The organism is Paenibacillus psychroresistens (assembly GCF_009728935.1).
In the GTDB taxonomy this organism is placed as follows: Bacteria; Bacillota; Bacilli; order Paenibacillales; family NBRC-103111; genus Paenibacillus_AC; species Paenibacillus_AC psychroresistens.
In genome coordinates, this window is the sequence record NZ_CP034235.1 from 6,900,741 (window position 1) to 6,925,645 (window position 24,905).

Sequence of the window (24,905 nt, forward strand, 5' to 3'; positions counted from 1 at the left end):
TTTACAGGAGGAATCCAATGTCTCTTTCGCATATCTCATTTCTAGCACCCAACCCGGTATCAAGCTCCATTACGGTGCTTACCGCCGGTTCACACATAACAAAACCAGGACACCGCGTCGGTGCCCAGATTATTGACTATTGTCTCATTCATCATGTAGTAAGCGGGCAAGGTTTCTTTCAGTGCCGCGGGCAACGCTATACGGTTAGTGCAGGCAGCAGCTTTTTTATTTTTCCAGATGAGCTTGTTGACTACGAGTCCAGTATAGACTCACCCTGGCATTATTACTGGGTCGGCTTCCGCAGTGGTGCAGCTTATCAGATGTTGGACGAAATGGGGATTTCTATAGATATGCCCGTCGTTGAAGCAAAGGGTAAGCGCAGAATTTCAGCCTTCCTACGGCTTATCGAGCGCCATTTTCTTGACCGTTCCGCTATTGCCGAACTTCAAGCACAAGCCTATACCCAGCTTTTAATCGCTGAATATGGCAAATCATTGCATACAGCTATACCTCTGAAAAATAGCAATGAAGGAGCAGGTAACATAGCCAAAGCGATCCGTTGGATGAATACCCATTATCATGAACCTATTTCCATAGAGCGGCTAGCCCTTACGATTGGGTATCATCGTTCTCATATGACAAGGCTTTTTCATAAATATACCGGCACCGCACCTATGACTTATTTGTTTCAAATAAGAATGCGCCGCGCCCAGTCTCTGCTTCACGGTCATCTCTCAATTGAACAAGTGGCTGCTGCAACTGGATATGCCGACCCGCTCTATTTTTCAAAACAGTTCAAAAAATGGATGGGTCTTACCCCAACTGAGTATCGAAATACACGTTATTAGATTGTGGCGCTGCTTACTTCCATTCTAATCACTGTATCCAAGCTGCTCCAAACATCAGTCACGGATTTGGTGATAGTCACACCTGATATATTTTGCGAAATAGTTACTGCATGTCCATTGCTTAAAATAGTCCCATTAATGAATTGCTTACCATCTCTAGGTGCAGGTAAGTACAATACGTCACCGCTTGGCGGATTCAAGATATGGATATATTCGACTGTATCGTCAATTGACTTGGTGGCAACAATGCCATTAGCTAAACTATTTAGTGTGGTACCACTTTCACTTACATAGGATGTGCTTGAATAAACATTTTTTAAGGAAACACCAACGGCATTGATATAACCGCCAAGCTTAATTAAGCCTGTTTTCACACCGTCTTCCCATTAAGCTTCAAAGCCCGCATAATTACCCGCATCCCAAAGCATACCCCCACCATTTCGGTTCACACCTGCTTGCAATACGGTGAATCGGAACATATTTTCCGGAGTATATAAGAGGGCATTGATCCCTTGCGGAATGGAGGCCCACCAATAGTAGTGAGGGTCGTTGCCTTTTATTGTTGTTACTGTCGCGATATGATTATTAGTAGCTTGCCAGTCACCATTATCTACAGGTATATTAAACATTTCCTTCGCTACATAATCGGTTACTACGCCATCAGAAACAATAGGACCATCGCCATAGCCACCGTTGCCAATTATAATTCGGTTCGGATTTCCAGCTAGCAGGCTTGTGCGAAGTCTGGCTTTGTCAATTTTTATACCAAATGAAGTAGTATCAAAAACCATATCAATCCAATAACCATCGATTCCAGTGCCGTACCGATTACCCATTTCTGCGATGACATCATTCACATAATTATTCCATACAAGGTAGCTGTTCGACGAATCGTCCCATCCGGTTGCCGTTTGGTTAGCATCAGTAAAATCCATACCATCCGTAACATGTATGTACAGTATTAATTTAATATAATAAGGCTTTAATGCATTAATCAAATCTTGAATTACATCATGGGTCGTTGAATGCCCTGGTCGCCATGAATCATTTGCAACACTTGGATAGAGTACATTCATAGCAGCATGCCATGCAGTAAAGACCACATATTCGACACCAAACAAATCGGCATCCTCAGCAAATTGCACCGCATTAAAATTATTCCCAAGCTCATCCAAATTCGCAGGATGCTTACCATCCGGAAAAATGGTTTGATGGATTGTACTATTGCGATACGTGAAATGTGAGAAAAGACCATAATGACTTTTTAAGAACCAATTCATAATATTCATCTCCTGTCACTTTCCTTTTGTTCTTGCTCTATACCCATGTTCGTTTATAGCATCAATTATCTCATCTGTAGTATACTTGAGCCCCATTATATCAATACGCCAACCTTATTTGTACAGTCTTCCTACCGATAATTCATGATAATAATATACATATTTTTATGGATTAATAATTTCTCTACTTCCTCTTGCAACTCCTGCGATATTGCAAAAAACCTATTACCCCAATTGCCAGAATAGCACCGATCATAGCCATCAGCATATCCTTCTGAGTATCCATTGGATCACCTTGAAATCCTAGATACTTCGCTGCTAGCTTTGGATTAGCCAGAAGTGTGACCACCAGCATCTCTGCAATTTCAAAGAAAGCTGCCGAAGCCATGATTAATCCAAAAGTGACTACGTATGACCAAACGCTCCTCAGTTTCATGATACGTACGGTAATTTCCATTGTCGGATAGACAATTAGTAGGCCAAATGCTAGATGTACAATACGGTCATAAACCCCACGTTTAGTATGAAATACTGTTTTAAACCAACTATCTATCGGTGAATGCTGGTAAGCATAGTGGGCACCAATCGCATGTAGTACTAAAAAGACCATTATCAACAGGTAAGACAAGTTACTGAATGCAAAGGTTCTGTATAGAAAGGCAAGCCCGCCAATAAAAAGTATTAATGGGACATTTTCGACTATCCAATCTTTCAAATCTACAGGATGAATGGCAGTTAATACCCAAATAAACATAAACACAATGATCATGATATGTAGGGGGCGATTGTGTGTAAACGGGGTATTGTGATTTCGAAACAACCTGGACCAAATTCGATCATGTTCTGTAGAACGAAGCATGAAGGCCACTCCTTAGTTTGAAATTAATTTCTTTAGACTGAAAATCGGCTCGCTGTAGTTAAATTGCCCCTGGAAATACCATAATATTCCGATTTTTACTAAGGATCTTTATTTTTCACATAAAAAAAAAACACCTGTTAGGGTGCTCTCATACCTTTATTCGACTAATCCAAATAAACCTCTAACTCATTGACCCGAATGTGTTGAAGTTGACCCGAGGGTCCGCTATTGCCTACCACACGTATTTTTGAACTCGTTACAGTAGTAAAAATGTGCGTGCGATGTACGGATGTATTTCCTGTCTCCGCTGTGAATAGATCCACCCAAGAAGAACCATTCCAATATAGAATTTGATAATCCCTTATTTCATAGCCGCTGCTCGTATAGAGCTCAACCCGATTAAAAGTCTTATTATTCACACCCCAATCCAATTCAATCCATTGCGGCAATGCAGGAACAGCGAGATTTGTCCAACTATAGGGTTGACCCAATGAAGTATCATTACTCCCATCATTAATCTTTGCCGCAGAATAGCCTTCATACGTAGTTAAAGCTGTTGCTGTAGCTCCAATCGCTATATTAAATAGTGGGTCATGTGTTGATGTTTCTGCTGCAACTACTACAGTTCTTTTTATTTCGTTTGCGTGATTTCCCGTCAAATCATTCACATTGTAATGGTAAGTGTAGGTTCCTGCTACTGAGGTATTCAATGTTGTATCCTCATTAACATTGTTGCTGACTGTGACGGCGATGCTCCCTGTTAGATTGCCATCGAAATCATCTATTGCTGTTGCTCCTAAATCCACATAACTCGCTCCGTACGTCAAGTTAACCGTTAATTCTCCGGTCATGGTCAGAACAGGAGACGTTGTGTCAGCTACATTAAGATAGTAACAGGACTTTTGAACGCCACCTATCGGATCTCCAAATATTCCATTGTCGCAAGAAGTAGTCGATCTGAAATTTTTATAACTATAATAGCCCACTTTATTTCCCACTTCACCTGCTTCTGCTCCAAACGCTACAATCGCGGTCCCAGAAAAACTGCACGTTCCACCTTCATACGCACAAAAGGTGTATCCCACTGGGCCAGGGCCACCATTTGGCGCTACTATTGGGACAATCTGATCCAATAAATTTCGTATTTCTAAAGAATCTCCTGAATGAGATAGATTATAAAAAACAATATCATCAATATGAATACCATCTCCTTCACGATCAATAGAAGGAGGATCAGCAAATGTTAAATTAACGGGTATACTAACACAAATTAGCAGCAAACATGTGAGTAATCTTAATTTGTTTATCATAAATCACTCTCCTTGGAATTTATATTTTAAATCTATCAGACTTGCATTCCTATTGATTAACTCCATTATAAGTAATAATAAGGTTCCATACTAGATGATGAAGTTCACTACAAAAGTAATAATCCCACCATTATTTTACATAATATGCTCAAAAATATGACTTAAGTCATGTTTGAGTACTTATGAAATAGTCAAACACAGATAACCCTACCTTCTAAGAAAGAAGGGTTTATCCGTGTTTGACTCTACTTTTTATAATCCGGTTATCTATTCGGGCTCGTCCCAGCGAAGTACCTTCATTGGTAAGCTCAATAAGGTTTGACCAGCAGCTGCGAGCTTTAAATTCGACTCCAAATCGAACCCAGGGACAGGTTCAATGTGAGAGAATGTTTCAATAAAAATTCTAAAAGCTTTGTTAGCTTCCATTCTCGCTAGAGGTGCACCGATGCAGATATGCGGTCCATTGCTAAACGATTGATGTCGATTGTTGTTTTTACGGTGAATGTTTAATGTAAATGGATCTTCAAAGACATCCTTATCCATGTTTGCTGCACTCATCCAAGCAACCACCACATCACCTTTCTTCAAATCAACACCTAAGACATTATTATCTTCCTTCACAGTACGGTCCATTTTGCTGATTTGAAAACGGTAACGCAGCATCTCCTCAACAAAATTAGGTACGAGATCGATATCGCTTCTTAATTCATCATAAAGTTTAGGATCGTCATACAACAAAGAGTAGAATGAATTAGCTAACAAGTGACTGGTTGTTTCTATGCCTGCCCCAAGAATAAACATAGTTATTCTAACAATGTCATCATCCGTTAACTTGTCTCCCTCGAAATCAGCTTGAATCAAATCCGAAATAATGTCGTCCGAAATTTGTGTTCTTTTTTCGACAATGAAAGGAAGCAAATAACTAAAAAACTCCTTTGCTGCCCTCCCCTTCTGCTGATTAACTTCTTCAACATTTTCCTTATGGAACGGTATGAACAGAATGTCGACCCATTTCTTAAAAAGCAGTTTGTCTTTATGCGGAACTCCAAGTAACTCGGCCATTATTATGATCGGTAGCGGGGTTGTAAAATCTTTGACAATATCTATCACCGTCTTAGCTTCCATCTCGCTAATCAAATCCTTCACTACCTGTTCAATACGTGGCTCCCATGCTTGTAGGCTTCTAGGAGTGAAAGCTGCCGAAAGTAAAGAACGTGACCTCCGGTGTTCAGGTGGGTCACTATCATGGAGATTTATTCGTTCTGGAAAAGTTCCTTCCTCTGTACCAGATCCGGCACTGACAAGGGTACGTTGGCGAACACTTGAGAATAATGCATAGTCTGTCAGCACTCGTTTAACGTTCTCATATTTAAAAACACTCCAAGTGTCCGTGCCTGCATGATAATAAACCGGATTCTCCTCCAGCATTTTCTTATACCAATCTAATGGAAGAAAATGTTCGGATTTAGTTTTAAAATCCGTTATCTCAGACGATGAATATACCGCGTTTTTCATATATTTTCCTCCGTTTATATTTTTTCGTTATATGGTGCCTAAATATATGAGTTTTATTCTTCCAATTGCCCATTTTGTATAGATAAGTGCCCTTGTTACTCGATAATGAATAGTATGAGGCATAGCTAATGAAAGGGGGATACCGATGAGTAACCCAGATCAAAACCTAAATGATATAAATTTTAATCCTTTCCAGCAAAATGAAGTTCGTCCAGAGATACAAGGTCATGGACCTGTATATCATCAACCTCAACAAGATCATAACGGCCACTATCACGTTCATCACCATCATCACCACCACATCCACCACTACCATCACCCACATCTTGAACACCATGGACAGCCAGGGCATCATCACCAGTAATTTTGTATTCCTATAAATAAAATATAAAAAAGCAAAAGTCATCTAAGCGACAATTGCTTTTTTTGCGTTCTTTGCTAACACGGATAATCCACTAAATAATGGTTAAACTATAGCTTGATCGGTAATATTACATATCGAAAATCCGCTTAGGGGAGGCAATTAGAATGGTTGAATATACTAATATTGAAGATAATTCCGAAGAAATACTAAAATGTATTGTTAACTGTGAAACGGATAAAAATTTGCTTGAAGATGAGAAAAAACCAGCTCCAGACATTGTAACTAAAGAAGAATATATCGATGAGCCATAATCTCTCCAACCGCCATTCAAATGGCGGTTTTATTATTTAGTGGACAGATTTACCATTAACAACTTAAAAATTGGAATGATATACTAATTAAATCCTTAAAATATGCAATTCAGGAGGAATCATGTTTAAACAAAAACTAATTAAAAAAGCAATTGTTGGTGTAGGATGCGTTTCGATCTTACTTTCTAGTTCCTTTTTAATGAGCAATATTAGGGTACAAGCTTCTACAAATCAAGGGGTGAATTTACAGGCAATAACGAGTTCATCAACGCAGAAAAAAGCGGATAAGATTATTGCATCAGCCCAAAGCTCAATAGGTAAAGTGAAGTATAAATTTGGTGCAAATGACCCTAAACAGCTATTGTTCGATTGTTCAGCTTTCACAAAATACATATTTGCCAAACAAGGCATTAATTTAAAATCGGGATCTACTGCCCAAAGCAAGCAAGGAATTTATATCGCTAGAAAGAACCTTCAAAAAGGCGATCTTATATTCTTTAGTGTAAGTAAAGCAGGAAAAATCAATCATGTAGGGATTTATATGGGTAATGGAAAATTTATTCATAATACGACAGGTTCTACAAATGGTGTTACCATTGGTAATCTGAATTTAGCAGATTATCAGAAACGTTATATCACTGCAAGAAGAGTGCTATAAATACTGTCACGCTGTATCGCCGAATAGGATGGCCGTGGTTACGGACCTAGAAGCGCTTATTTCAACATTTATCTCCTATGTTTTTTGTTAACGGACATAGGAGCACTTATTTGTCCTAAATAGGCGAAGAAATATGCGTTTTTATGTCGATAGCGTACCTGACGTCCGTAAGCGCTTTAAAAGTGTCACTTTTGAGGAAATAGCGGCTCTCACGTCCGTAACAGTCTCATTGTTACAAGGGAACCGGCTAAGCAACATTTATGCTGAACACTGCCTTTAAATCGCTACTTCTCCGCAAAAGGAACCAAGAGCTTCTGATTCTCCTTAGTAAACATGTTCTCTTTAGTTATAACAACGGAACCCGTATCGATCCGATTATTAACTTTCTTCCCATCGCTTACTTGGAGCGCGGTTTGAATCGCTAGATACCCCATATTAAATGGGTTCTGCACAACTGTTGCCTGGATGTAGCCATCCTCCAACAGTGCGATTTCATCCATCGAGCTATCGAATCCGGCTAGTTTAACGCGTGATTCAACCCCAAGATCTTTAATTGCTTTCGCTGCTCCAACGGTAGCCGGTTCGTTTAACCCAAAGATCACTTTTAGCTTCGAATTCTCCTGAATTAGAGTCTTCACAATGTCGTAGGCTTTAGCTTCCGATGTTTCACTATAATAGGTTTCCAAAACCTCTACATCCTTGTATGCCTTCAAGCTGTCCCGCACTCCGCTTTCCCGCTCCAATGCTGTTGCAGAGCCTTTTACGATACTAATGATTGCAATGGAAGCATCTGCCGCAATCCATTTTTGGATGCTGGCCACAGCTTTCTGACCAGCTGCAAAATTATCAGTAGCAATAAAGCTGGCTGAGATCCCGCCGTTTAATCCAGAGTCTACTGTTATCAGCTTTATGCCTGATTTGAGGATTTTCTGCGAAACTGGAATTAAGCGGTTATAGTCGGTTGCCGCCAAAACAATTGCGCTTGGTTTAGCAGCTATGGCCTGTTCCAAAAGCCGAATTTGGCCTTCAATATCGGTTTCTGTGTCTGTTCCTAATACCCGCACTTCGGCATTAAACTCTTTAGCCGCTGAGGCAATTCCTTGATTCATGACCTGCCAGAACTCGATTCGGCTATCCATGGTTTTTGGCACAAAATAAATCAATTCTTGCCCAGGCTCCAAATTATCAGAAATTAGCTTTATTCCGGCCCACGTGCCAACAGCCACTATAATTACAACTATAAATAGGTATCTGGTTTTATTCACCTTCACTTACCTCCTGCATTAGAATCGGAATTCGAATGGTTACTGTCGTCCCCTCTTCTAGCTCACTTTCAAAGGTTAACCCATAAGCTTTGCCGAAAAACAAGGTAATCCGTTGATTTACATTTTGGAGTCCCATACTTTTCCCGCCTTCGGAAGGGCTTCTTAGCAACAGGTTATGTGCTTTTTCCGGGTCCATACCAGGTCCATCATCCATTACTTTCAGTTCGATGATTCCATCGACCTTGCGGCCCGTTACTTGAATGAATCCTTTATCCGCCCTAGCTTTCATCCCATGATAGATCGCATTCTCAATCAAGGGCTGCAGCACAACTCGGAGGATCAAGCACTCAATAATATCGGGATCAATATCGATGGTGAAGGTAAATTTGTCGCGATAGCGGATTTTTTGGATGGTCAAGTAGCTTTGGATATGGTCCAATTCTACTGAAATTGGGATTAGCTCATCGCCCTTGCTGATGCTTGTCCGCAGCAGCTTGGATAAGGCGGAGGTCATCTCCACGACCTTCTCCACTTTGCCCATCTCAGCCATCCAAATAATCGAATCCAAAGTATTATAAAGAAAGTGGGGATGAATTTGCGCTTGAAGTGCCTTCAGTTCACTAACTCGTTTCATTTCCTGCTCATCCATAATCTGCTGCATCAAATCTTTTATTTTGCCAATCATCATGTTAAAGGTTCGCGATAGCTTGCCAATCTCATTCGTACTCTCAATCGTGACCCGCGTATCAAAATCTCCCGTTTCTACCTGCTTCATATGAGCTCCAAGCTTTTTAAGCGGCTTAGTCAAGGTTAAAGAGAATATAATAGAAAAGCCTAAGGCAATAATCAAGCTGAACAAGCCCCATGCCGCAGCCGAGGTCTGCATCTTCTGCTTTTTCCCGACCAATTCATCCGGGTAGGATACCCCGACTATTTTCCAACCAAAGCTTGCAGTACGAATTGTATAAATTTTATTCTCATTCGTTTTCCCCGTCTTAATCGTGCTGTCTGCGGAGTTGAAGATCGTTGTAATCGCTTCTGTCTTCAAATGATTGTAGATGTTCTGCTGCTCTGGATGATAGACAATTTCACCCTCTGAATCGAGAATGAAGATATAGCCTTTTTTGCCCAGATGAATCTGTTTGCACAAATCAGTAATGACATTATAGTTGAGATCCACCAGCAGGACTCCATCAGCCTGCTCACCTTTGACCTTTGTACCCGCCGGCAATAGCTGACTCATCGAAACAACCCATTTATAGTCCTTTTTATAGATACTTTGAACATGTGACGACGAAAGCGAGACTTTCCCTTTTGCCTCTTTGGCTTCCTTAAACCACTCTTGACTGATCAGCTCATTGTAGGGTTTAAAAGCAGGAGTCTCGCGATCCGAGACCACAACTCCTTTGGAATTAATGTACACAATCGAAACAATATCGAGGCGCGAAGCCACAATAGACCGAAAATATTCACTAATTTGCTTATTTGTTGAAGGCTGTCCAATGTCATCCGAGTTCTGCATCGAGAGAGCAATATGACCAATCGCTTGGGCCGAAATACTCTCCATATTCCCTACATAGGTTTGAATATTGGTATTAACCTGTTCAATAAGCTCAGCCGTATATTCCAATGAATTTTCCGTTACAGCATCCGCAGACAGTCGATAAGAGGTGACACTCAGAATCAACGTGGTACAGAGAATGATAATGGAAAAAGCAAAGGCAATATTCGTATGAATGCTTTTGAATTGGAAAATACGCCAGATCTTCATACAGAGAGACTTCCTTTCTTCAATGCTCTATATTCCTTTGGAGTCATCCCCGTATTTCTTTTGAAAATCACACTAAAATACTGCGGATCCTCATAACCCACTCTAGATGCGATATCGTAGGTTTTTAGCTGGGTGATCTGCAGCAGTTCCTTGGCTTTCTCGAGCCTTAAACGAGTTAAATATTCGACAAAGGTTTTCCCCGTATGTTGTTTAAACTGTGCACTGAAATAGCTAATGCTCATATAAATATGGCTGCAAACCTGATTAATCGAGCATTCCTCTTCGCCATAATGGTCGAGTACGTAAGCCTCAGCCAGCAGCATTTGCGATTTAGTAACATCCGTCCGTTTTTCCGAAAGATAAGTGATGATTGCTTTACAGGTATTGATTAAATAGGCTTGCACGTCATCCAAAGTCTTCAATCCAATAATTTGTGAGAATGGATCTGTGGGGAATATGACAGAGTGATCAAACCCTGTAGTTTCCACTAGATTCATTAAAGAAATCAGAAACTTATGAATTAATCCATAGCATTTCTCGATCGAATACATCGAGCTTTTGAGATCCTCCATCCACTCGAGAATCGTTTCCGAAACGATAACGCTATTGCCCGTTTTCATCGCTGACAAAAGTCTTTTTTCCCATTCATTATAGCTGTTCGAGTCTGAGCTTTTACCAAACTCCAAATCGTTAATCGAAACAATCTTATTGCGCCCGACCAGAAAGCGATAATCCAGCGCAGAAAGCGCCTCTTGATAGGATTTTCCCAGCCCTTCGATATCGGACACCACTCTACCAATTCCACATGACAGCTTTATTTTAAAATATTTCTCAATATTATATTTGGCTTTCTCAGCTAAGGATTGGCTTAGGGTTAGAATCTCCTCGGCGTCTCCAGCAATTAAGTTAACAATCTTATTCTCACGCGTCCGAAAAACAATCCCGCCATTCTGATCCTCAACAATCTCCTTAAAAATATTAAATGAAGCAAAGCGCAGCAGCTCGGATTCGGTATCGGGGTCTTCTAGTGAATCCAAAATAAACTCATCAATGTCTGCAACAAGCACAATATAGGACGGACCTGAAAGCGACAAATGAAAATAACGAAATTTACGCTCCATTTCCGCTCTTGGCATCCGTGTAGTAATCATAATATCGAGAAACCGCTCTCTGAACAGCGGAAAGCTTTGATTCAATTGGATCCTAAGATCGTTTAAATCCTCTTTCTTTTTACGCTCCTCGTCCAATTCCTGTTTGATGTTAAGCAGTAGATTCATAAATTCCTGAGCATTTATCGGTTTTAATAAATAGTCCTTCACATTGAGCTTAATCGCTTGCTTGGCATATTCAAAATCCTCAAATCCAGTCACAAAAACGATCTTCACATCGCGATATTGCTTGGCAATCAGATCAGCTAGCTGGAGTCCATCCATAAAGGGCATACAGATATCGGTAATAATCACATCAGGCTGCAGCGTTTCCATAGCTTCGTATATTTCTCGACCATTATCATAGTCTCCAACTAGCTCGAATCCACAAGCAGCCCAATTGGTTTTAAGCTTGATGCCTTCTCTTACTTCATCTTCATCATCAGCAATAATGATCCTATACATCTGTTTACCCCCTAATTCAATCGATTTTAAATTTAAAGATCGCTTCCGAAAGCCTATTAGCGGTTTGACCCAACTCTTGGGAGAGTGAAGCTAGCTCATTGGCGCTGTGCAGCTGCTCTTGCGTGCTTGCAGAAGCTTCCTCTGTTGTGGCTGCTGTTTGCTCGGCAACACTTGCGATAACCTCAATCGCTTCTAATGTTCTTACTTTTACAGCTAAAATTTCCTTAACCGTTTGATTCACATTGCGAATATAACCAGAGATATGGTTCATTTCAGTAGAGATGGTTTGGAAGGATTCATCTGTAGCTTGAACTGCTTTTCTTTGGTCCTCGATGATCACACTTGCAGCGATCGCTGAATTCACGGTCAGCTCGGATTTGTGTTGAATTTGCGAAATCATTTGATTGATACTCACGGATGCCTTTTTGGATTGCTCAGCAAGTCGCTTCACTTCATGGGCAACTACGGCAAAGCCTTTTCCAGCTGACCCAGCTCTGGCTGCTTCAATGGATGCATTGATCGACAAGATGTTCGTTTGAGTGGCAATATCACTAATGACTTCCACTACATTCTTCACATGCTTCATGTCCTCGTTAAAATCCTGAATATCTTGAACAATTCTTTGTGAGGCTATATTTACCGTTATGGTTTTTTCATTAAGGACTCTAACAATGTCTAATGTATTCTCGCTGATTTGTTTGGATTTCTCTACATTTGCTGAGACCGTCTCCACATTCACTCCGACCAAATCCATTTTTTCCGATAAATCATTCATGCTGGCTGCACTATGGCTAGCCTCTTCTGCTTGCTCGATTGCACCCTGTGTAATCTGTGAAATAATAGTAACGAATTGCCCCGTTGTTTCACGCATTTGGCCTGAAGCTAAATCCATGACCTGCGATTGCTCTATGATACATTGAGTGGAAATAGTAGCTTGCTTTACCAGCAAACGAATATTGATCATCATTTCATTGAAGCTCGCAGCGATCTGGCCCATTTCATCCTTTTTCCGTTCATTGAGTTGGATGTTCAGGTTGCCTATTTTGGCTTCATTCATCGCGTAGAGAATTTTCTTGGAAGGTGATGAAATGCTTAATGAGATCAAATAGGCAATTGCTGCTGAGACAATCAGGCAGATTAACCCTAGCCATATACTCGTTTTGGCAGAAGCGTTTAATTCAGCATCGAGATAAGCTTGTGGAATCGAAGCCACCACAAACCAATTCGAATTCTCAATCGGCGAAAAAGCTATAAGCGAATCGATGCCTTTCAAAGCACTTGTAAATGTGGTTTTACTAGCTTCATTGTGGCTGATTACAGCTTCCGTTAGTGTTGCTTCATTTAATAGCTGATTGACTGGAATTTTTGCACCGTCACGACTGGAGATAATCAATCCTTTTTCATCCATGATGAAAATATCTGCAGATTTGCCAATATCAATTTGTCTGTATATATCAGCAATATGCTCCTCTGCCAATGTGAGTACAATTGTCCCAAGCACGGCGCCATTTATTGCTGATTTAAAGCGCTTACTAATTGAAATAAGCGGTGTTCCTGTTGGGTCATTAATTAGCGAATAATTGAAAGTAAAGTTGTTCTTTGCCATATCTACTATACTAGTATACTTGCTCTTTTCCAGATAGTCTGCACCCAAGCCTAAAATAGTGTTAGAGTCTATAGCAATATTAGCACTTTTTATATAAGGCATAAGCACAACTTGGTGGGTTAGTATCTTTCTGACTTTATTATCAACGACATATTGGGTCTCAGGCTTAGCATTATAGTTCGCTAGACCATCTTGAATATCCTCGGAAGACGATATATCCTCCATTGTATTTTCTAAATGCTTCAGATCCAACTGCAAATTTTGGCTCACTTGATTCATTATTTGCTCTGAGTATAGTTCAATCTTGGTTTGAATGGCATTACTGGATTGCTTATAACTAATGAAACTAATGCCACTAATGGATAGAAACAATAAACAAACAATGAATAGGCTTAATCGGGTCGATATTTTCATCATCCTTCACCTCCATCACAGTTTGTATTATGGAATAGAGGCTGCCTGGGTAGGCAACCTCTTTGAAATTATTCTCTTTCCAGACTCAAACTAAATTTAGTTATAAAGAACATCCTTGATTTTTTGCTCATCTACATTAGTCTTGTCGTACCAGTAGAATCCAGTGTCAATCGTTTTGGCAACTGTTTCGCCTTTTACTGCTTGTACGGCTGCTTTTACTGCTTCATAGCCAATTCCAATTGGGTTTTGTGTGATTGCTCCTGACATTTGGCCGCTGCGAACCGCATCAATTTGTGCTTTTCCAGAATCAAAGCCGATAATTACAATTTTGCCGTCTTTTTTCAATTCTGTAATAGCGTTAACAACACCGATTGCTGAACCTTCATTAGTTCCAAAAATACCTTTTAAGTTAGGGTGAGATTGAATCATAGCTTTAGCCGCATCGGTTGACTTCAATTGATCTCCACCCGCATATTCGGGGTTAAGAATTTTAATATTCGGGTATTTCTCTTTCATTCTGTTCATAAATCCATCTCGACGATCTACACCTGTACGGCTCGTTTGATCATGAACAATTAGGCCAACTTCGCCTTCACTACCGATTAATTCAGCCATTTTGTCAGCTGCAAGTGCTGCTGCGGCAACATTATCCGTTGCTGCGGTAGTTACCGGAATATCGCTATCAACACCGGAGTCAAAACCAACAATTGGAATGCCTGCAGCTTTTGCTTGCTCAAGAAGCGGTGTAGCGGCTTTGCTATCCAATGCTGCGAAAGCAATTGCACTTGCTTTTTTACCTAATGCTGCTTGCAGCATCTCGATTTGTTTATCCACCTGTGCTTCTGTATCAGGTCCTTCAAAAGTAATATCTACATTAAATTCTTTAGCAGCCTTTTCAGCGCCTTGCTTAACTGCTTGCCAGAACTGATGTTGGAAGCCTTTTGAAATAACGGGAATGTACAGCTTTTTGCCATCAGCTGCTGGTGCTGGAGTTGCTGCTGCTACGACTGGAGCTGCTGTTGCCTCGGTCTTTTTGTCTGATTTTCCGCATGCACCTAGTACAGTTGCTGCAGCTAACATGAAGACCATAACCATAATTAACTTTTTACTTTTCAATTGAATCTCCCCTATCGGTTTGTTTTTTATATAGAACTCCTTGCGGAGATACTACAGCATCTTTAATTACTTGCCTCGGCGACGCATGATATCCACATAGACAGCCATGATAACAACGGCTCCTGTAATAACGGTTTGCCATTCTTGTTTAACGGATAGAATACGCAGGCCATTAATTAGAACACTCATGATTAAAGCCCCAATAACGGTGCCAAGAATGGATCCTTTGCCCCCACTAAGTGAGGTGCCTCCAATAATAACGGCGGCAATGGCATCCAATTCATAGCCTGCTCCTAAAGCCGGTTGGGCTGAGTTCAAGCGCGAAGCCATCATTACACCAGCCAGTCCACTAAATGCACCTGTAATCGTGTAGATGATTATTTTCCACTTATCGACACTAATGCCGGAAAGTCTTGTAGCTTCCTCATTGCTGCCAATTGCGAAATTAAAACGGCCAATGATTGTCTTCGAGAGGATAATGCTTGCAAAGATAGCTGCTCCAAAGAATAACAGGATTGCATTCGGAATCTCAAAGCCTGGGATTATTGAAGCCGATATGTTACCCATAGAGATTTTTGAGAATATAGGTGTATCGTTAAAATAAATCGGCTTAGCTCCCGAAACTACCAACGAAAGCCCTTTGGTAACCATCATCATCGCCAAGGTGGCAATAAAAGGCGGTATTTTCAACTTGGCGATTAGAACACCACTGACTATTCCGCAAAAAGCACCTGTTGCAATCCCGCCTGCCACTCCAAAAATAACCCAAGTGTGCCAAAAGGTGATTAGTACGCCCGTCATAACTGCGGAGAATGTCATGACTGTTCCCACCGCAAGATCGATACCGCCTGTTATAATAACAAAGGTTGACCCCAGAGCTAGAACACCAATAACGGCTGTGGACAACATAATCGCAACAAGGTTATCAAAACGAAAGAAGTTACTTGAAGCTGCTGAGAAGATGATAAGTAAAAGAATTAAACTTCCGAAGGCTAATATTTTCTGTGTGGCTCCGGATTCCACGGCTTTGCTTTTCTTTAAAATGGCTAATTCCATGTTAACCCCCCTAATCTGCTCGCATAGTGGCATATTTCATGATGAGCTCCTGGGATGCTTCCGAATTCGCTAACACACTCGTGATTCTGCCCTCACACATCGTAATAATGCGATGGCTTAAACGTAAAATCTCCGGCAGCTCCGATGAGATCATAATGATCGATTTTCCTTGTTCTGCTAATTCGTTTAGCAGCTTGTAGATCTCACTTTTGGCTCCAATATCAATGCCGCGTGTTGGTTCATCAAAAATCAATATTTCACAATCCTGTGTCAGCCATTTACTAATAACCACTTTTTGCTGATTGCCCCCAGAGAGAAATTTAACCAACTGGTGTACCGAAGGCGTCTTTATTTTTAGCGCATCGACGTAATGCTCAGCCTTGCTTTGAATCTTGCCTTTATTCATCCACCCCGTGAAGGTCATAAACTTCTTAAATGAAGTAATCGCAATGTTCGTCTTAACATCCATGCCTACTAGAATTCCAAAACGTTTGCGATCCTCGGAAAGATAGCCGATTCCCAGCCTTACTGCATCATGTGGATCTTTAATTCGGACCTTTTTGCCTTTTATAAAAACCTCTCCTGAATCCATCCGATCTGCGCCAAAAATAGCTCGTGCCACTTCAGTCCGACCGGCTCCCATCAGTCCAGCAAATCCGAGAATTTCACCCTTCTTAAGATGAAAGCTCACATTTTTTATTGCAGCACCTTTGTTAAGGTTCTTTACTTCAAGCACTGTTTCGGTTCCAACTTTATCCGAGGATGGCTTGGCTTCATTGAATATGACCCGGCCCACCATCAGGGAAATAATCTGATCAATGGAAACATCATTCGTTTGCAAAGTATCAATGTAGCAGCTATCCCGCATGACAGTTACACGATTCGTTAGTCGTTTCAGCTCTTCCATCCGATGTGAAATGTAGACAATGCCTACACCTTTGTCACGTAATTGGTTAACGATTCGGAACAAGTCGTTGATTTCAGCATCTGTTAAAGCTGCCGTTGGTTCATCCATAATCAAGATTTCGGATTGGAAGGAAAGCGCTTTAGCGATTTCGACCATTTGCTGTTTAGCAACCGTCAGCTCTGAGATTTGCGTGCGCGGGTCCATTTGCAGATTCATTGAATCAAATAACCGTTGTGCTTGATCATTCAGCCTTTTTTCATCTAAGAATAATCCAAATTTGCTAAGAGGCTCACGCCCAATAAATATATTTTGTGCGACAGTTAGATCCGGCATTAGGTTTAATTCTTGATGGATGATGCTGATGCCCATGTTTTGCGCCGCTTTAGTATTCGGAATTTCCACTTCCTTGCCCTTCACATAAATCTGGCCTGCATCCTTCTGGTAAACACCCGTGAGTACTTTCATCAGCGTCGATTTCCCTGCCCCATTCTCACCAACTAACGCATGTACTTCACCCGCCAATAATTCAAACTTGCATTGGTTAAGTGCATGTACACCAGGGAAGTGTTTCTCGATTCCTTGCATGGTTACTAGTGTTTTCTGCAATTGCTATCACCTCGTTTCCTTAACCCAATTATATGTCAGCTCAACTTTCTGCTGAATGGAGGAATCTATGTAAAAAAGTCGATAATTCTCTGTTTCTGGGGAATTGGAAACAAACACTTAAGAAATTTTAGCCGTTGCAGATTTGCATGTTGGTTCCAGCCACTCTTGAAATTGCATCCTTTTTTATTGAAATAAAACAAGTGGTAACGACGCAATATTCAAAGGCGGCACGTAAACTTTCCACTCAACATGCAAACCTTCCACTATTCTTTTCTCAACTGGGTTAATACCAAACTCAGTGAATACAGAAATTAAACTTTTAATTTTTGAAACAAAAACAACTCTTTAGAAATGTCTACTTTTTCTAAAGAGGAGTATTTTCGACATTACTAACTTTGAGGTTACTTCTACTGTTGTAGTGTCAATTTTCAACTCTATTAACTAACTTTGAGGTTACTTTGCTACTACAGTGTCGATTTTCGACTCTACTGACTAACTTCGAGGTTACTTTGTTACTACAGTGTCGATTTTCGACTCTACTGACTAACTTCGAGGTTACTTTACTGCAGTAGTATCGATTTTCGACTCTATATACCAACTGCGATATTACAGCGTAGAGGCGGTATGGAGTTTCCACACAAAACAAAAAAAATCCGGAACACTCACCTAGAAAGTTGGCTGCAGCGGATTTTTATTGTTTTAATTAACTAATTACAAATGACGAAATGGTGTTGTCGTTGCCTGTGCTGGCCAAATTACTGTTGTCTGCAGTAAATGTCCACGATGGTCCGTCGAAGGTTCCATCGCCATAGGCGACTACCGTTCTGCCGGATGGAACTCTGATCGATGAAACGCTGTCGTTGGCAATTCCTGCGGCTTGCATCTGAGCAATGGTGTAACTGCCCACTGGCAAAACCACTCCCGTACCTCCATAGCTACTATTCGGATAGAAAGTGACAGAGCTAGCTGCTGACGAGGCAAAGTTGAGCCAATTTACGTTAAATCCTCCATTAGATACATATAGTCTTAATGTTTGGTTGCCTGCGGTTAAAGTAACATTGGCATTAACTGTCGTAAATGTTTGCCAGCCCGCGGTGTTCGGTACAGTAACTGTGGTTAATACAGTACCTGCACTATTTTTTAATTGCAGCTGGCTCCCGGTATTAATACTCGCTACGCGGAATGCAACCGTATACGTGCCCGCACTCTGTACATTAACATTGTAATCCAACCAATCCGCTGTATCGGTAAATCCAACATCTAGTCCAGCGCCTGTATCCGATGTATTTTCCGTCTGAATGCCACTCATCGCACTATAGCTTTCAGCTTCAATCTTCCCAGGAATAGTCAACACTCCAGGTGTTGGTGTAGGAGTCGGTGTAGGAGTTGGTGTGGCTGTACCAGATCCAGTAATCCTAATAGATGAAATTGAATTATCATTCCCTGTACTAGCAAGGTTGCTGTTGTCAGAAGTAAAAGTCCATGACGCTCCATCAAAAGCACCATCACCATAAGCAGTTACCGTTAAGCCTGCAGGAACTTTAAGCGATGAAACACTATCATTGGCAATTCCTGCAGCTGTCATCTGAGAGATACTATAGTTACCCGGTGCTAGTGAAACCCCAGTTCCACTATAGTTAGCTGCATCATAGAAAGTCGGCTTTGCCCCTACATACGCAGCTCCATTACCTAGAGTTCTAGTTACTCCGCTGCTAGTGATCAATTTAACGCCATTATTCACACTTCCGGTTAATCCCTGGTAGGTGTAGCTGCTCAGCTGCTTAGCCGTTCTTTCTACTACGTATACCGTATTGGCAGTTGTGCTGAAATTGAACTCGTTGCTGGATGAAGTCAATACTATCGCGTTATCCGACATTCTTTTAACCTGAATTTGTTGAGTGCCCCAAGGATTGATTACGGTAGCTGTATTCCCATATAAGCTTTTTATCCCGATATACTTGATTTCATTGCTTTCTTTCTCAGAGCTTACTTGAAAACCGCCGCTGGCTAGTAGAGTAAATTTACTGACAAAAGCAGTATCACCTGGCAATGCTGGGAAAACTCTAATTTTATCATTATAGCTTTGTAGGAGGGCTTCGTTCAGAGCTGAAAGGTGGACACCTAAATATTCAAATTCACCGTTCGAATTCGTCGTCCTACCGTTTGGATAGTCCTGATACCTCTCAATCATCTTTTTCATACCTAGATACGCTTCATCGCCAAGCCCAAGCCGTGCTGCTTGAATTGGCGCGGGATCCCAAACATTATTGGAACCGTAGCCGTAAGGTCGGCTGTTGTAATTATTAACTAGCGTTTGATAATCTGCTGCTCCAATCCCACTAACACTGTAAGGCCACACTAACTCTAAAACCACATTCTCATTGTTCCGATTCTGTGATAATGGTGCAGTATGAGGAAAATATTTTGCTGAATTGGCTGGATCAACTGGATAAGCTATCAAATTATTCAACACATTCTGCCACGTAGTACGCAAGGTGCTGTCGAGCCCAAGTGTTAAACTGGTTTGAATAACCTTAGGGAACAAACTTCGCACAGCAGCCAAATCGGTAATGGCATTCTGGATATCCCAATGCTGTTCATGGGCATTAGAGGATGCCATATAATATTTGCCGGTAGTGCTGTTGAAAGACAGCTTGCTTGCATAGAATTTGGCCGCTTCCTTCATAAACGGGTAGGCGGTATTACTTAAATAGGAGGAATCATTCGTGTACTTATACTGCGCGTACATATTAAGCGCTGCTTCTGCAGCAGTTGAAAGGGTGTCCTGGGTGTAATCACTGCCGATTGTGCCCGATGCACTTGCATTCCAGCCCATCGTCTCAGGTACCCAGATGCCGTCAATCCCATATCTTGTCATGGTATATGACTTAAGTGTGTTGAAGTTGCGACTGTACAAATTGTTAAAAATATTGACCATATCTGCATGGTTGGAAGTCAAGAATGAATGATAAACATCCCTTTGATTCCAGTACCAGTAAGCATTGCTCCATTTGCCGCTATCATTGTCATTCACTGCACTGAACACACCATTGATAAAATGGTTGGGATAATTGCCGTATCCACCAGCAGCAATCATATAAGTACTGAGGTAATAAAAATTCTCTAGATAATCCGCATCGCCCGAAGCATTCGAATATTGTACGAAGGACTTGTTCCAGAAGCTATGCCACCAGTTTTTATAATTCGTTAAGGTCGTGGAATAACCTGTAGCTTTAACACTATTTACCTGAGCTTTGGCTTGAGTAACCGAGTCGAAGCTTGGTGCATTAAGTCTGCTGGCCGTGGAAATCCAGATCGTATAGCTTGAGGAAGGTGTGATATTCAGTCTTACTTTGCTGCCATTAACGGATTGAGTAGTGAAGCTAGCCCCTTCAACCGTCGCCGCCATCGTATAACCAAAATGATTCGCATCGGTTTGCCCTCTACTAAAGCCAACTACTGTCGGATCAACAAAAGTCGAGACCGTGCGCCATGTATTAATGTCCGGCACATCCCCTCCGCCAAATGCGCTGACATCCCACAAACTCAAATCTAGTGAAACGTTGGATAAGCCAGATCGGCTGTCTTCCACATGGATCCCCATTACCTCAGAATTGGGAGAACCCAAAATCGTAACCGTGCGGTTCGTATCATATTTAGTAGTAAGAGTACCGTCGTATAAAGAAAACCTTTGTTGATAATTCGTATAACCGGTATTCAATCCTGGATTCGTATACAAATTGACCAAGCCTTGCGAAGCAAAGCCTTCCTCAGAAGCATCTACACCAGAAACCTGCATAGTAATTCCATTGGCTGTATCCCAAACCATACCACCTACTCGGCCATTTCCTACAGTCAAAGCACTTTTTGTGTCCGTAACTGGCGAGTTGAAAACTACATCATGTTTGGCAAGATAAGAAGCATAATCTACATTTAGCGCACCTGTCGCCGTATTAAACGCGTGGGATGTTGGGCTTGCTGAAACCGTGCCAGAAATCATGCTCGATGGGGTAATAATCGCCAAGGCTAGTACAGGCACTAATGCTTTCTTTAACCTTTTTCTCCAATAACTCATAAATAAAACTCCTTCTAATTTAGATTTTCTGCAAAATGCAGTGGACAAATAATAATCTTTCCTTAATTTGGAAGCGCTCTCACCTCTAGCCGTTTCGTATTTGATTTGTTCATTCTAACGTTGAATTGCTGTTAAAAGAATAGAATAATCTCTGTAAAAAAGTTGAGAATACGATGATGTTGTCATTTCTGATTCTATGGCACTGCCTCTCAGTGTCTGCAACATTATTAGAGACGGTTTCGTTAGTTAAACAACGAGATATATGGGAAAATAAAACAATTAAGCGAGGCTAATAATATGAGAAAATCTTTTTTAGTTGGACTACTGCTCCTGATTAGCATGAGCCTTTTAACGGCATGTGACCAAGGGGGTTCTTTTCCAAAAAACAAAAACTTAAATATTCACCTAAGTAAACCTAAACCAGATGGGCAAAACTACACCGTTTATAAGAAAATTGAGGATAATGAAACCGTCGGAATAGTAATGAGCATTCTATTAAAAGTATCCTGGGAAAATGCAACGGTATCTATGTCCCGTCAGCCTGATTACAGAATTAACCCCATCAATATTAACCCCACTATTTCATACGAACCCGTGACTTATGCTATCTGGATCTCACCCCAGAAGGACATCTTAGAAGTGGTATCACAGTCACCGTCCAATTATGGGAAGCTGTCTAAGGATGATAGTCAAAAATTGCTCTCTATTCTGCAAGCTCCTTGATAGCAGGAAAGCTTAATGATTTAGCGAATAAAGAAAATAACCCTATTTCGTAGAAAAATACAGGAGGCTATACGCCATGATGAAACTATACGAGTATAACTGGCAAGTACGCAAAGAATGGTTCGACTGGTGCGACGCGGTGACAGAAAAAGAGTTGCTTAAAAAACGCACAGGGGGAAAAGGCGGCATTCTCTATACGTTGTTTCACATTGTGGATGTCGAGTACAGTTGGATAAGTGGATTGCAAGGAAAGCCAGAGCCACAAGAGCCTTCTTTCGAGGACTATGCAAATGTGCAAAAGTTAAGAGACTATTCCGCACGGTGCCATGAGGAAATCGCCTCATTCATTTACACTTGGAACAGCAGCATGGAAACTCTTATTTTAGCTGACGAAAACGCAACGGACGAATCAGAGAGCTTCAAATACGGGGAGATAATGCGACATGTTCTCGCCCATGAGATCCACCACATCGGACAATTGTCCGTTTGGTCGCGAGAAGTCGGAAAGCAGCCGATTACCGCTAACTTTATTCGAAGGGGATTGTTCGATAGTTAACATTGGTATTCCAATAAACTCTCTCGGAAAACCGAGAGTTCAATAACAATCAGATAGCTATTTATTCAAACGGATACTATTGATCAATACAAAAAGGGCTGCCGCGGGTAACCGCTGGTAGCCCTTTTTGTATTGGGAATTGGTCTTAAGACAAGGCAACTTCATTAAGGTGAAGGGCTTGCTGTCTGCTCATTCCACCTTTTATACTTTTAAGGAAATCATAGTATATAGGCGGGATTAAGGAAAGGTGCATTTTGTTGAATTTGATGTCTATTTGTTAGCTGTTTATTACTTATTGTTCAAATGATATACGGGTAGTTTGAACCTGAAAACTGACCCCTGGCCGAGGACACTTTCAATATTCAAGCTTCCACCGTGGTCCTGTGCTATTTTTTGGCATATGGATAAACCAAGACCCGTGCCTTCCTCTTTTGTTGTATAGAAAGGTTGAAATATTTTAGCCTGTTCTAATAAAGAAATTCCTTGACCAGTATCCTCTATTTCTATAACAACGTACTCATCTTCTCGATTAGCCCGTATGCTAAGAGTCCCTGGTTCATTCATTGCTTCAAGGCCGTTTCTTACAAGATTCACCAAAACCTGAACCATTTTATCTCGATCAATATAGACATATAGGGATTCGTCGGAAACCTTAAGAATTAATTTATGTCCGCGGAAAACGGCATCGGATTCTGTCAGGAAAAGCAATCTACCCAAACAAGCAGTTACGGATTCGGGCTTCATATTACTGATATTCGGTTTTGAAAACTGTAGAAATTCTGCTGTTAGTTCATTCATTCTGGTTATTTCGCTCATAATAATATCGTACCAAGGTCCAATATTGTACCCTTTTTGTTTCGAAAATTGCATAAAGCCTTTTATTGTTGTAAGTGGGTTGCGTATCTCATGTGCCATTCCTGCCGCCAATTCACCAACGGCTCTCATTTTCTCAGATCGGAATAAATCCTCTTCTCGTTTCAACCATTTAATCCGTTTGAGTTGAAATAACTTCTCTTCTGCTATAGAGACAATTTCTTCCTTCAAGGTTGACTCTTGCGGAAATTGGGTAATGCTATAGGTAACCTGAAATCCTAAAATATCCGAGTTCAGTAACTCCTCAATATCGTTTACAATGTTTTCTTTTGACGGAGTGGTAATTGCAAACCGATCTCCCCCATAACGCGAGATCATATACGCATCTGGAAATAATCGTTTCAGAATAAGTGATATATTTATCAATAGCTCATTTCCAGTACTTATGTTTTGATTATTTACGGACTTAAAATCTTGAAAATCGAGTAAAATTAATACAAACTTATACTGCTTACTAATTACAGCTTGAAGTGAATTGATATAACCCTCATAATTCAAAAGCTTCGTAAGCGGGTCGTGTGTTGCTAAAAGAGCATATTTCTCCTTATAGCTTTCTTTTTCCGTTTCTAAATTGACGAAATAACGATAAAGGAAAACGATTAAAGCTGCCCCAATAAAATCATAAACTACAACTAATAGGTTGTACGTATTTACTGGTTGATAGGCTAACCGGACGGTAGAATAGAGCATTATGTATAATAGCGAAATAGGTAAGGTCTGTTTGTACGTTTGTTTTTTTTGAGCAACCATTAGAATTAAAACGTCATATAAAATCAGACACCAATTCAAATGACTATACCAGTGAAATATGACAAGTAGTACAATCTGAAATTTTTGAAACTTTGGGTACCTTTTATGAAACGCAACACTAAGTGCGAAAAGTGATCCGGATAGGATTAACATCCACATATTTGTGTTTTTATGCAAAAGCAATGAAGAAAATATAGTAAAAAGACAGATTAGAGGCACAAAAAATTTTAAGATCAAATCAAATCACCTCCAATAAGTTAAAGCCCGAAAAGATACAATTTTTACTTTTAATTCTTCAAATCTCACTACTATATACTACAGTCTAAAAGGCAGCTTGAAAAGAAAATTTCCAAAATTTTCTTCATATTCTTTGGTTAGGCTTCCCAATAGGAATTATTCTTTAGTTATGACTATCCATCAACAAAATAT

At 40.6% G+C, this 24,905-nt stretch carries 20 protein-coding genes; 5 read left to right on the forward strand and 15 right to left on the reverse strand.

Annotated elements, in window-relative coordinates; genetic code table 11:
* Positions 1 to 17: 17 nt before the first annotated feature.
* A complete protein-coding gene (locus tag EHS13_RS31050; RefSeq protein ID WP_162463336.1) occupies positions 18 to 848 on the forward strand; it encodes an AraC family transcriptional regulator in 831 nt (276 codons plus the stop codon).
* Here EHS13_RS31050 and EHS13_RS31055 read toward each other — a convergent pair.
* The 6 genes from EHS13_RS31055 to EHS13_RS37020 all read right to left on the reverse strand — a co-directional run bounded on the left by EHS13_RS31055 (position 845) and on the right by EHS13_RS37020 (position 6,135).
* Positions 845 to 1,222: a hypothetical protein gene (locus tag EHS13_RS31055; protein ID WP_155704088.1), complete on the reverse strand. Its 378-nt coding sequence runs from the start codon at positions 1,220 to 1,222 to the stop codon at positions 845 to 847. The two genes, EHS13_RS31050 and EHS13_RS31055, sit on opposite strands and share 4 nt — an antisense overlap.
* Positions 1,223 to 1,234: 12 nt before the next feature.
* Complete coding sequence (locus EHS13_RS31060; protein WP_162463337.1) at positions 1,235 to 2,128, reverse strand: alpha-L-fucosidase; 894 nt, start codon at positions 2,126 to 2,128, stop codon at positions 1,235 to 1,237.
* A gap of 184 nt (positions 2,129 to 2,312) precedes the next feature.
* Complete coding sequence (locus tag EHS13_RS31065) at positions 2,313 to 2,987, reverse strand: DUF2238 domain-containing protein (protein ID WP_155704090.1); 675 nt, start codon at positions 2,985 to 2,987, stop codon at positions 2,313 to 2,315.
* A 164-nt stretch (positions 2,988 to 3,151) separates the two neighbouring features.
* Entirely contained in the window at positions 3,152 to 4,297 is a 1,146-nt protein-coding gene (locus EHS13_RS31070) for an immunoglobulin-like domain-containing protein (RefSeq protein ID WP_155704091.1), read from the reverse strand.
* Between the two features lie 267 nt (positions 4,298 to 4,564).
* The gene (locus EHS13_RS31075; RefSeq protein ID WP_155704092.1) at positions 4,565 to 5,812 is read right to left on the reverse strand and encodes a cytochrome P450; all 1,248 of its coding nucleotides are present in this window, start codon (positions 5,810 to 5,812) and stop codon (positions 4,565 to 4,567) included.
* A gap of 182 nt (positions 5,813 to 5,994) precedes the next feature.
* Complete coding sequence (locus EHS13_RS37020) at positions 5,995 to 6,135, reverse strand: hypothetical protein (RefSeq protein WP_227013612.1); 141 nt, start codon at positions 6,133 to 6,135, stop codon at positions 5,995 to 5,997.
* A gap of 205 nt (positions 6,136 to 6,340) precedes the next feature.
* Between EHS13_RS37020 and EHS13_RS31085 the strand changes: the two genes are divergently transcribed.
* Together EHS13_RS31085 and EHS13_RS31090 are read left to right on the forward strand one after the other, a co-directional pair.
* Positions 6,341 to 6,487: a hypothetical protein gene (locus tag EHS13_RS31085; RefSeq protein WP_155704094.1), complete on the forward strand. Its 147-nt coding sequence runs from the start codon at positions 6,341 to 6,343 to the stop codon at positions 6,485 to 6,487.
* A gap of 121 nt (positions 6,488 to 6,608) precedes the next feature.
* On the forward strand, positions 6,609 to 7,145 hold the full coding sequence (locus EHS13_RS31090; protein ID WP_155704095.1) for a C40 family peptidase: 537 nt from the start codon (positions 6,609 to 6,611) through the stop codon (positions 7,143 to 7,145).
* A gap of 284 nt (positions 7,146 to 7,429) precedes the next feature.
* On the opposite strand, the gene EHS13_RS31095 is transcribed toward EHS13_RS31090, so the two are convergent.
* The 8 genes from EHS13_RS31095 to EHS13_RS31135 form a co-directional block, all read right to left on the reverse strand.
* The gene (locus EHS13_RS31095; protein WP_227013614.1) at positions 7,430 to 8,410 is read right to left on the reverse strand and encodes a substrate-binding domain-containing protein; all 981 of its coding nucleotides are present in this window, start codon (positions 8,408 to 8,410) and stop codon (positions 7,430 to 7,432) included.
* Positions 8,403 to 10,181, reverse strand: coding sequence for a cache domain-containing sensor histidine kinase (locus tag EHS13_RS31100; RefSeq protein WP_155704097.1), 1,779 nt, complete (start codon positions 10,179 to 10,181; stop codon positions 8,403 to 8,405). Before EHS13_RS31100 ends, EHS13_RS31095 begins: the two co-directional genes overlap by 8 nt.
* On the reverse strand, positions 10,178 to 11,794 hold the full coding sequence (locus EHS13_RS31105) for a response regulator (RefSeq protein WP_155704098.1): 1,617 nt from the start codon (positions 11,792 to 11,794) through the stop codon (positions 10,178 to 10,180). The genes EHS13_RS31100 and EHS13_RS31105 overlap by 4 nt, the downstream gene beginning before the upstream one ends.
* A 16-nt stretch (positions 11,795 to 11,810) precedes the next feature.
* Entirely contained in the window at positions 11,811 to 13,817 is a 2,007-nt protein-coding gene (locus EHS13_RS31110) for a methyl-accepting chemotaxis protein (RefSeq protein ID WP_155704099.1), read from the reverse strand.
* 93 nt (positions 13,818 to 13,910) lie between these two features.
* Entirely contained in the window at positions 13,911 to 14,930 is a 1,020-nt protein-coding gene (locus tag EHS13_RS31115) for an ABC transporter substrate-binding protein (RefSeq protein WP_405083530.1), read from the reverse strand.
* 66 nt (positions 14,931 to 14,996) lie between these two features.
* Positions 14,997 to 15,986, reverse strand: coding sequence for an ABC transporter permease (locus EHS13_RS31120; protein WP_155704100.1), 990 nt, complete (start codon positions 15,984 to 15,986; stop codon positions 14,997 to 14,999).
* Positions 15,987 to 15,996: 10 nt separating this feature from the next.
* Positions 15,997 to 17,499: a sugar ABC transporter ATP-binding protein gene (locus EHS13_RS31125; protein WP_155704101.1), complete on the reverse strand. Its 1,503-nt coding sequence runs from the start codon at positions 17,497 to 17,499 to the stop codon at positions 15,997 to 15,999.
* A gap of 703 nt (positions 17,500 to 18,202) precedes the next feature.
* Positions 18,203 to 21,574 (reverse strand): carbohydrate-binding protein, encoded by a 3,372-nt coding sequence (locus tag EHS13_RS31135; RefSeq protein ID WP_227013616.1) that lies wholly within the window; start codon positions 21,572 to 21,574, stop codon positions 18,203 to 18,205.
* Positions 21,575 to 21,871: 297 nt separating this feature from the next.
* Between EHS13_RS31135 and EHS13_RS31140 the strand changes: the two genes are divergently transcribed.
* On the forward strand, positions 21,872 to 22,297 hold the full coding sequence (locus EHS13_RS31140; protein ID WP_155704102.1) for a hypothetical protein: 426 nt from the start codon (positions 21,872 to 21,874) through the stop codon (positions 22,295 to 22,297).
* Between the two features lie 76 nt (positions 22,298 to 22,373).
* The gene (locus EHS13_RS31145) at positions 22,374 to 22,853 is read left to right on the forward strand and encodes a DinB family protein (RefSeq protein WP_155704103.1); all 480 of its coding nucleotides are present in this window, start codon (positions 22,374 to 22,376) and stop codon (positions 22,851 to 22,853) included.
* A gap of 288 nt (positions 22,854 to 23,141) precedes the next feature.
* Here the strand turns inward: EHS13_RS31145 and EHS13_RS31150 are convergent, their stop codons facing one another.
* Complete coding sequence (locus tag EHS13_RS31150; RefSeq protein ID WP_227013618.1) at positions 23,142 to 24,476, reverse strand: ATP-binding protein; 1,335 nt, start codon at positions 24,474 to 24,476, stop codon at positions 23,142 to 23,144.
* Positions 24,477 to 24,905 lie beyond the last annotated feature (429 nt).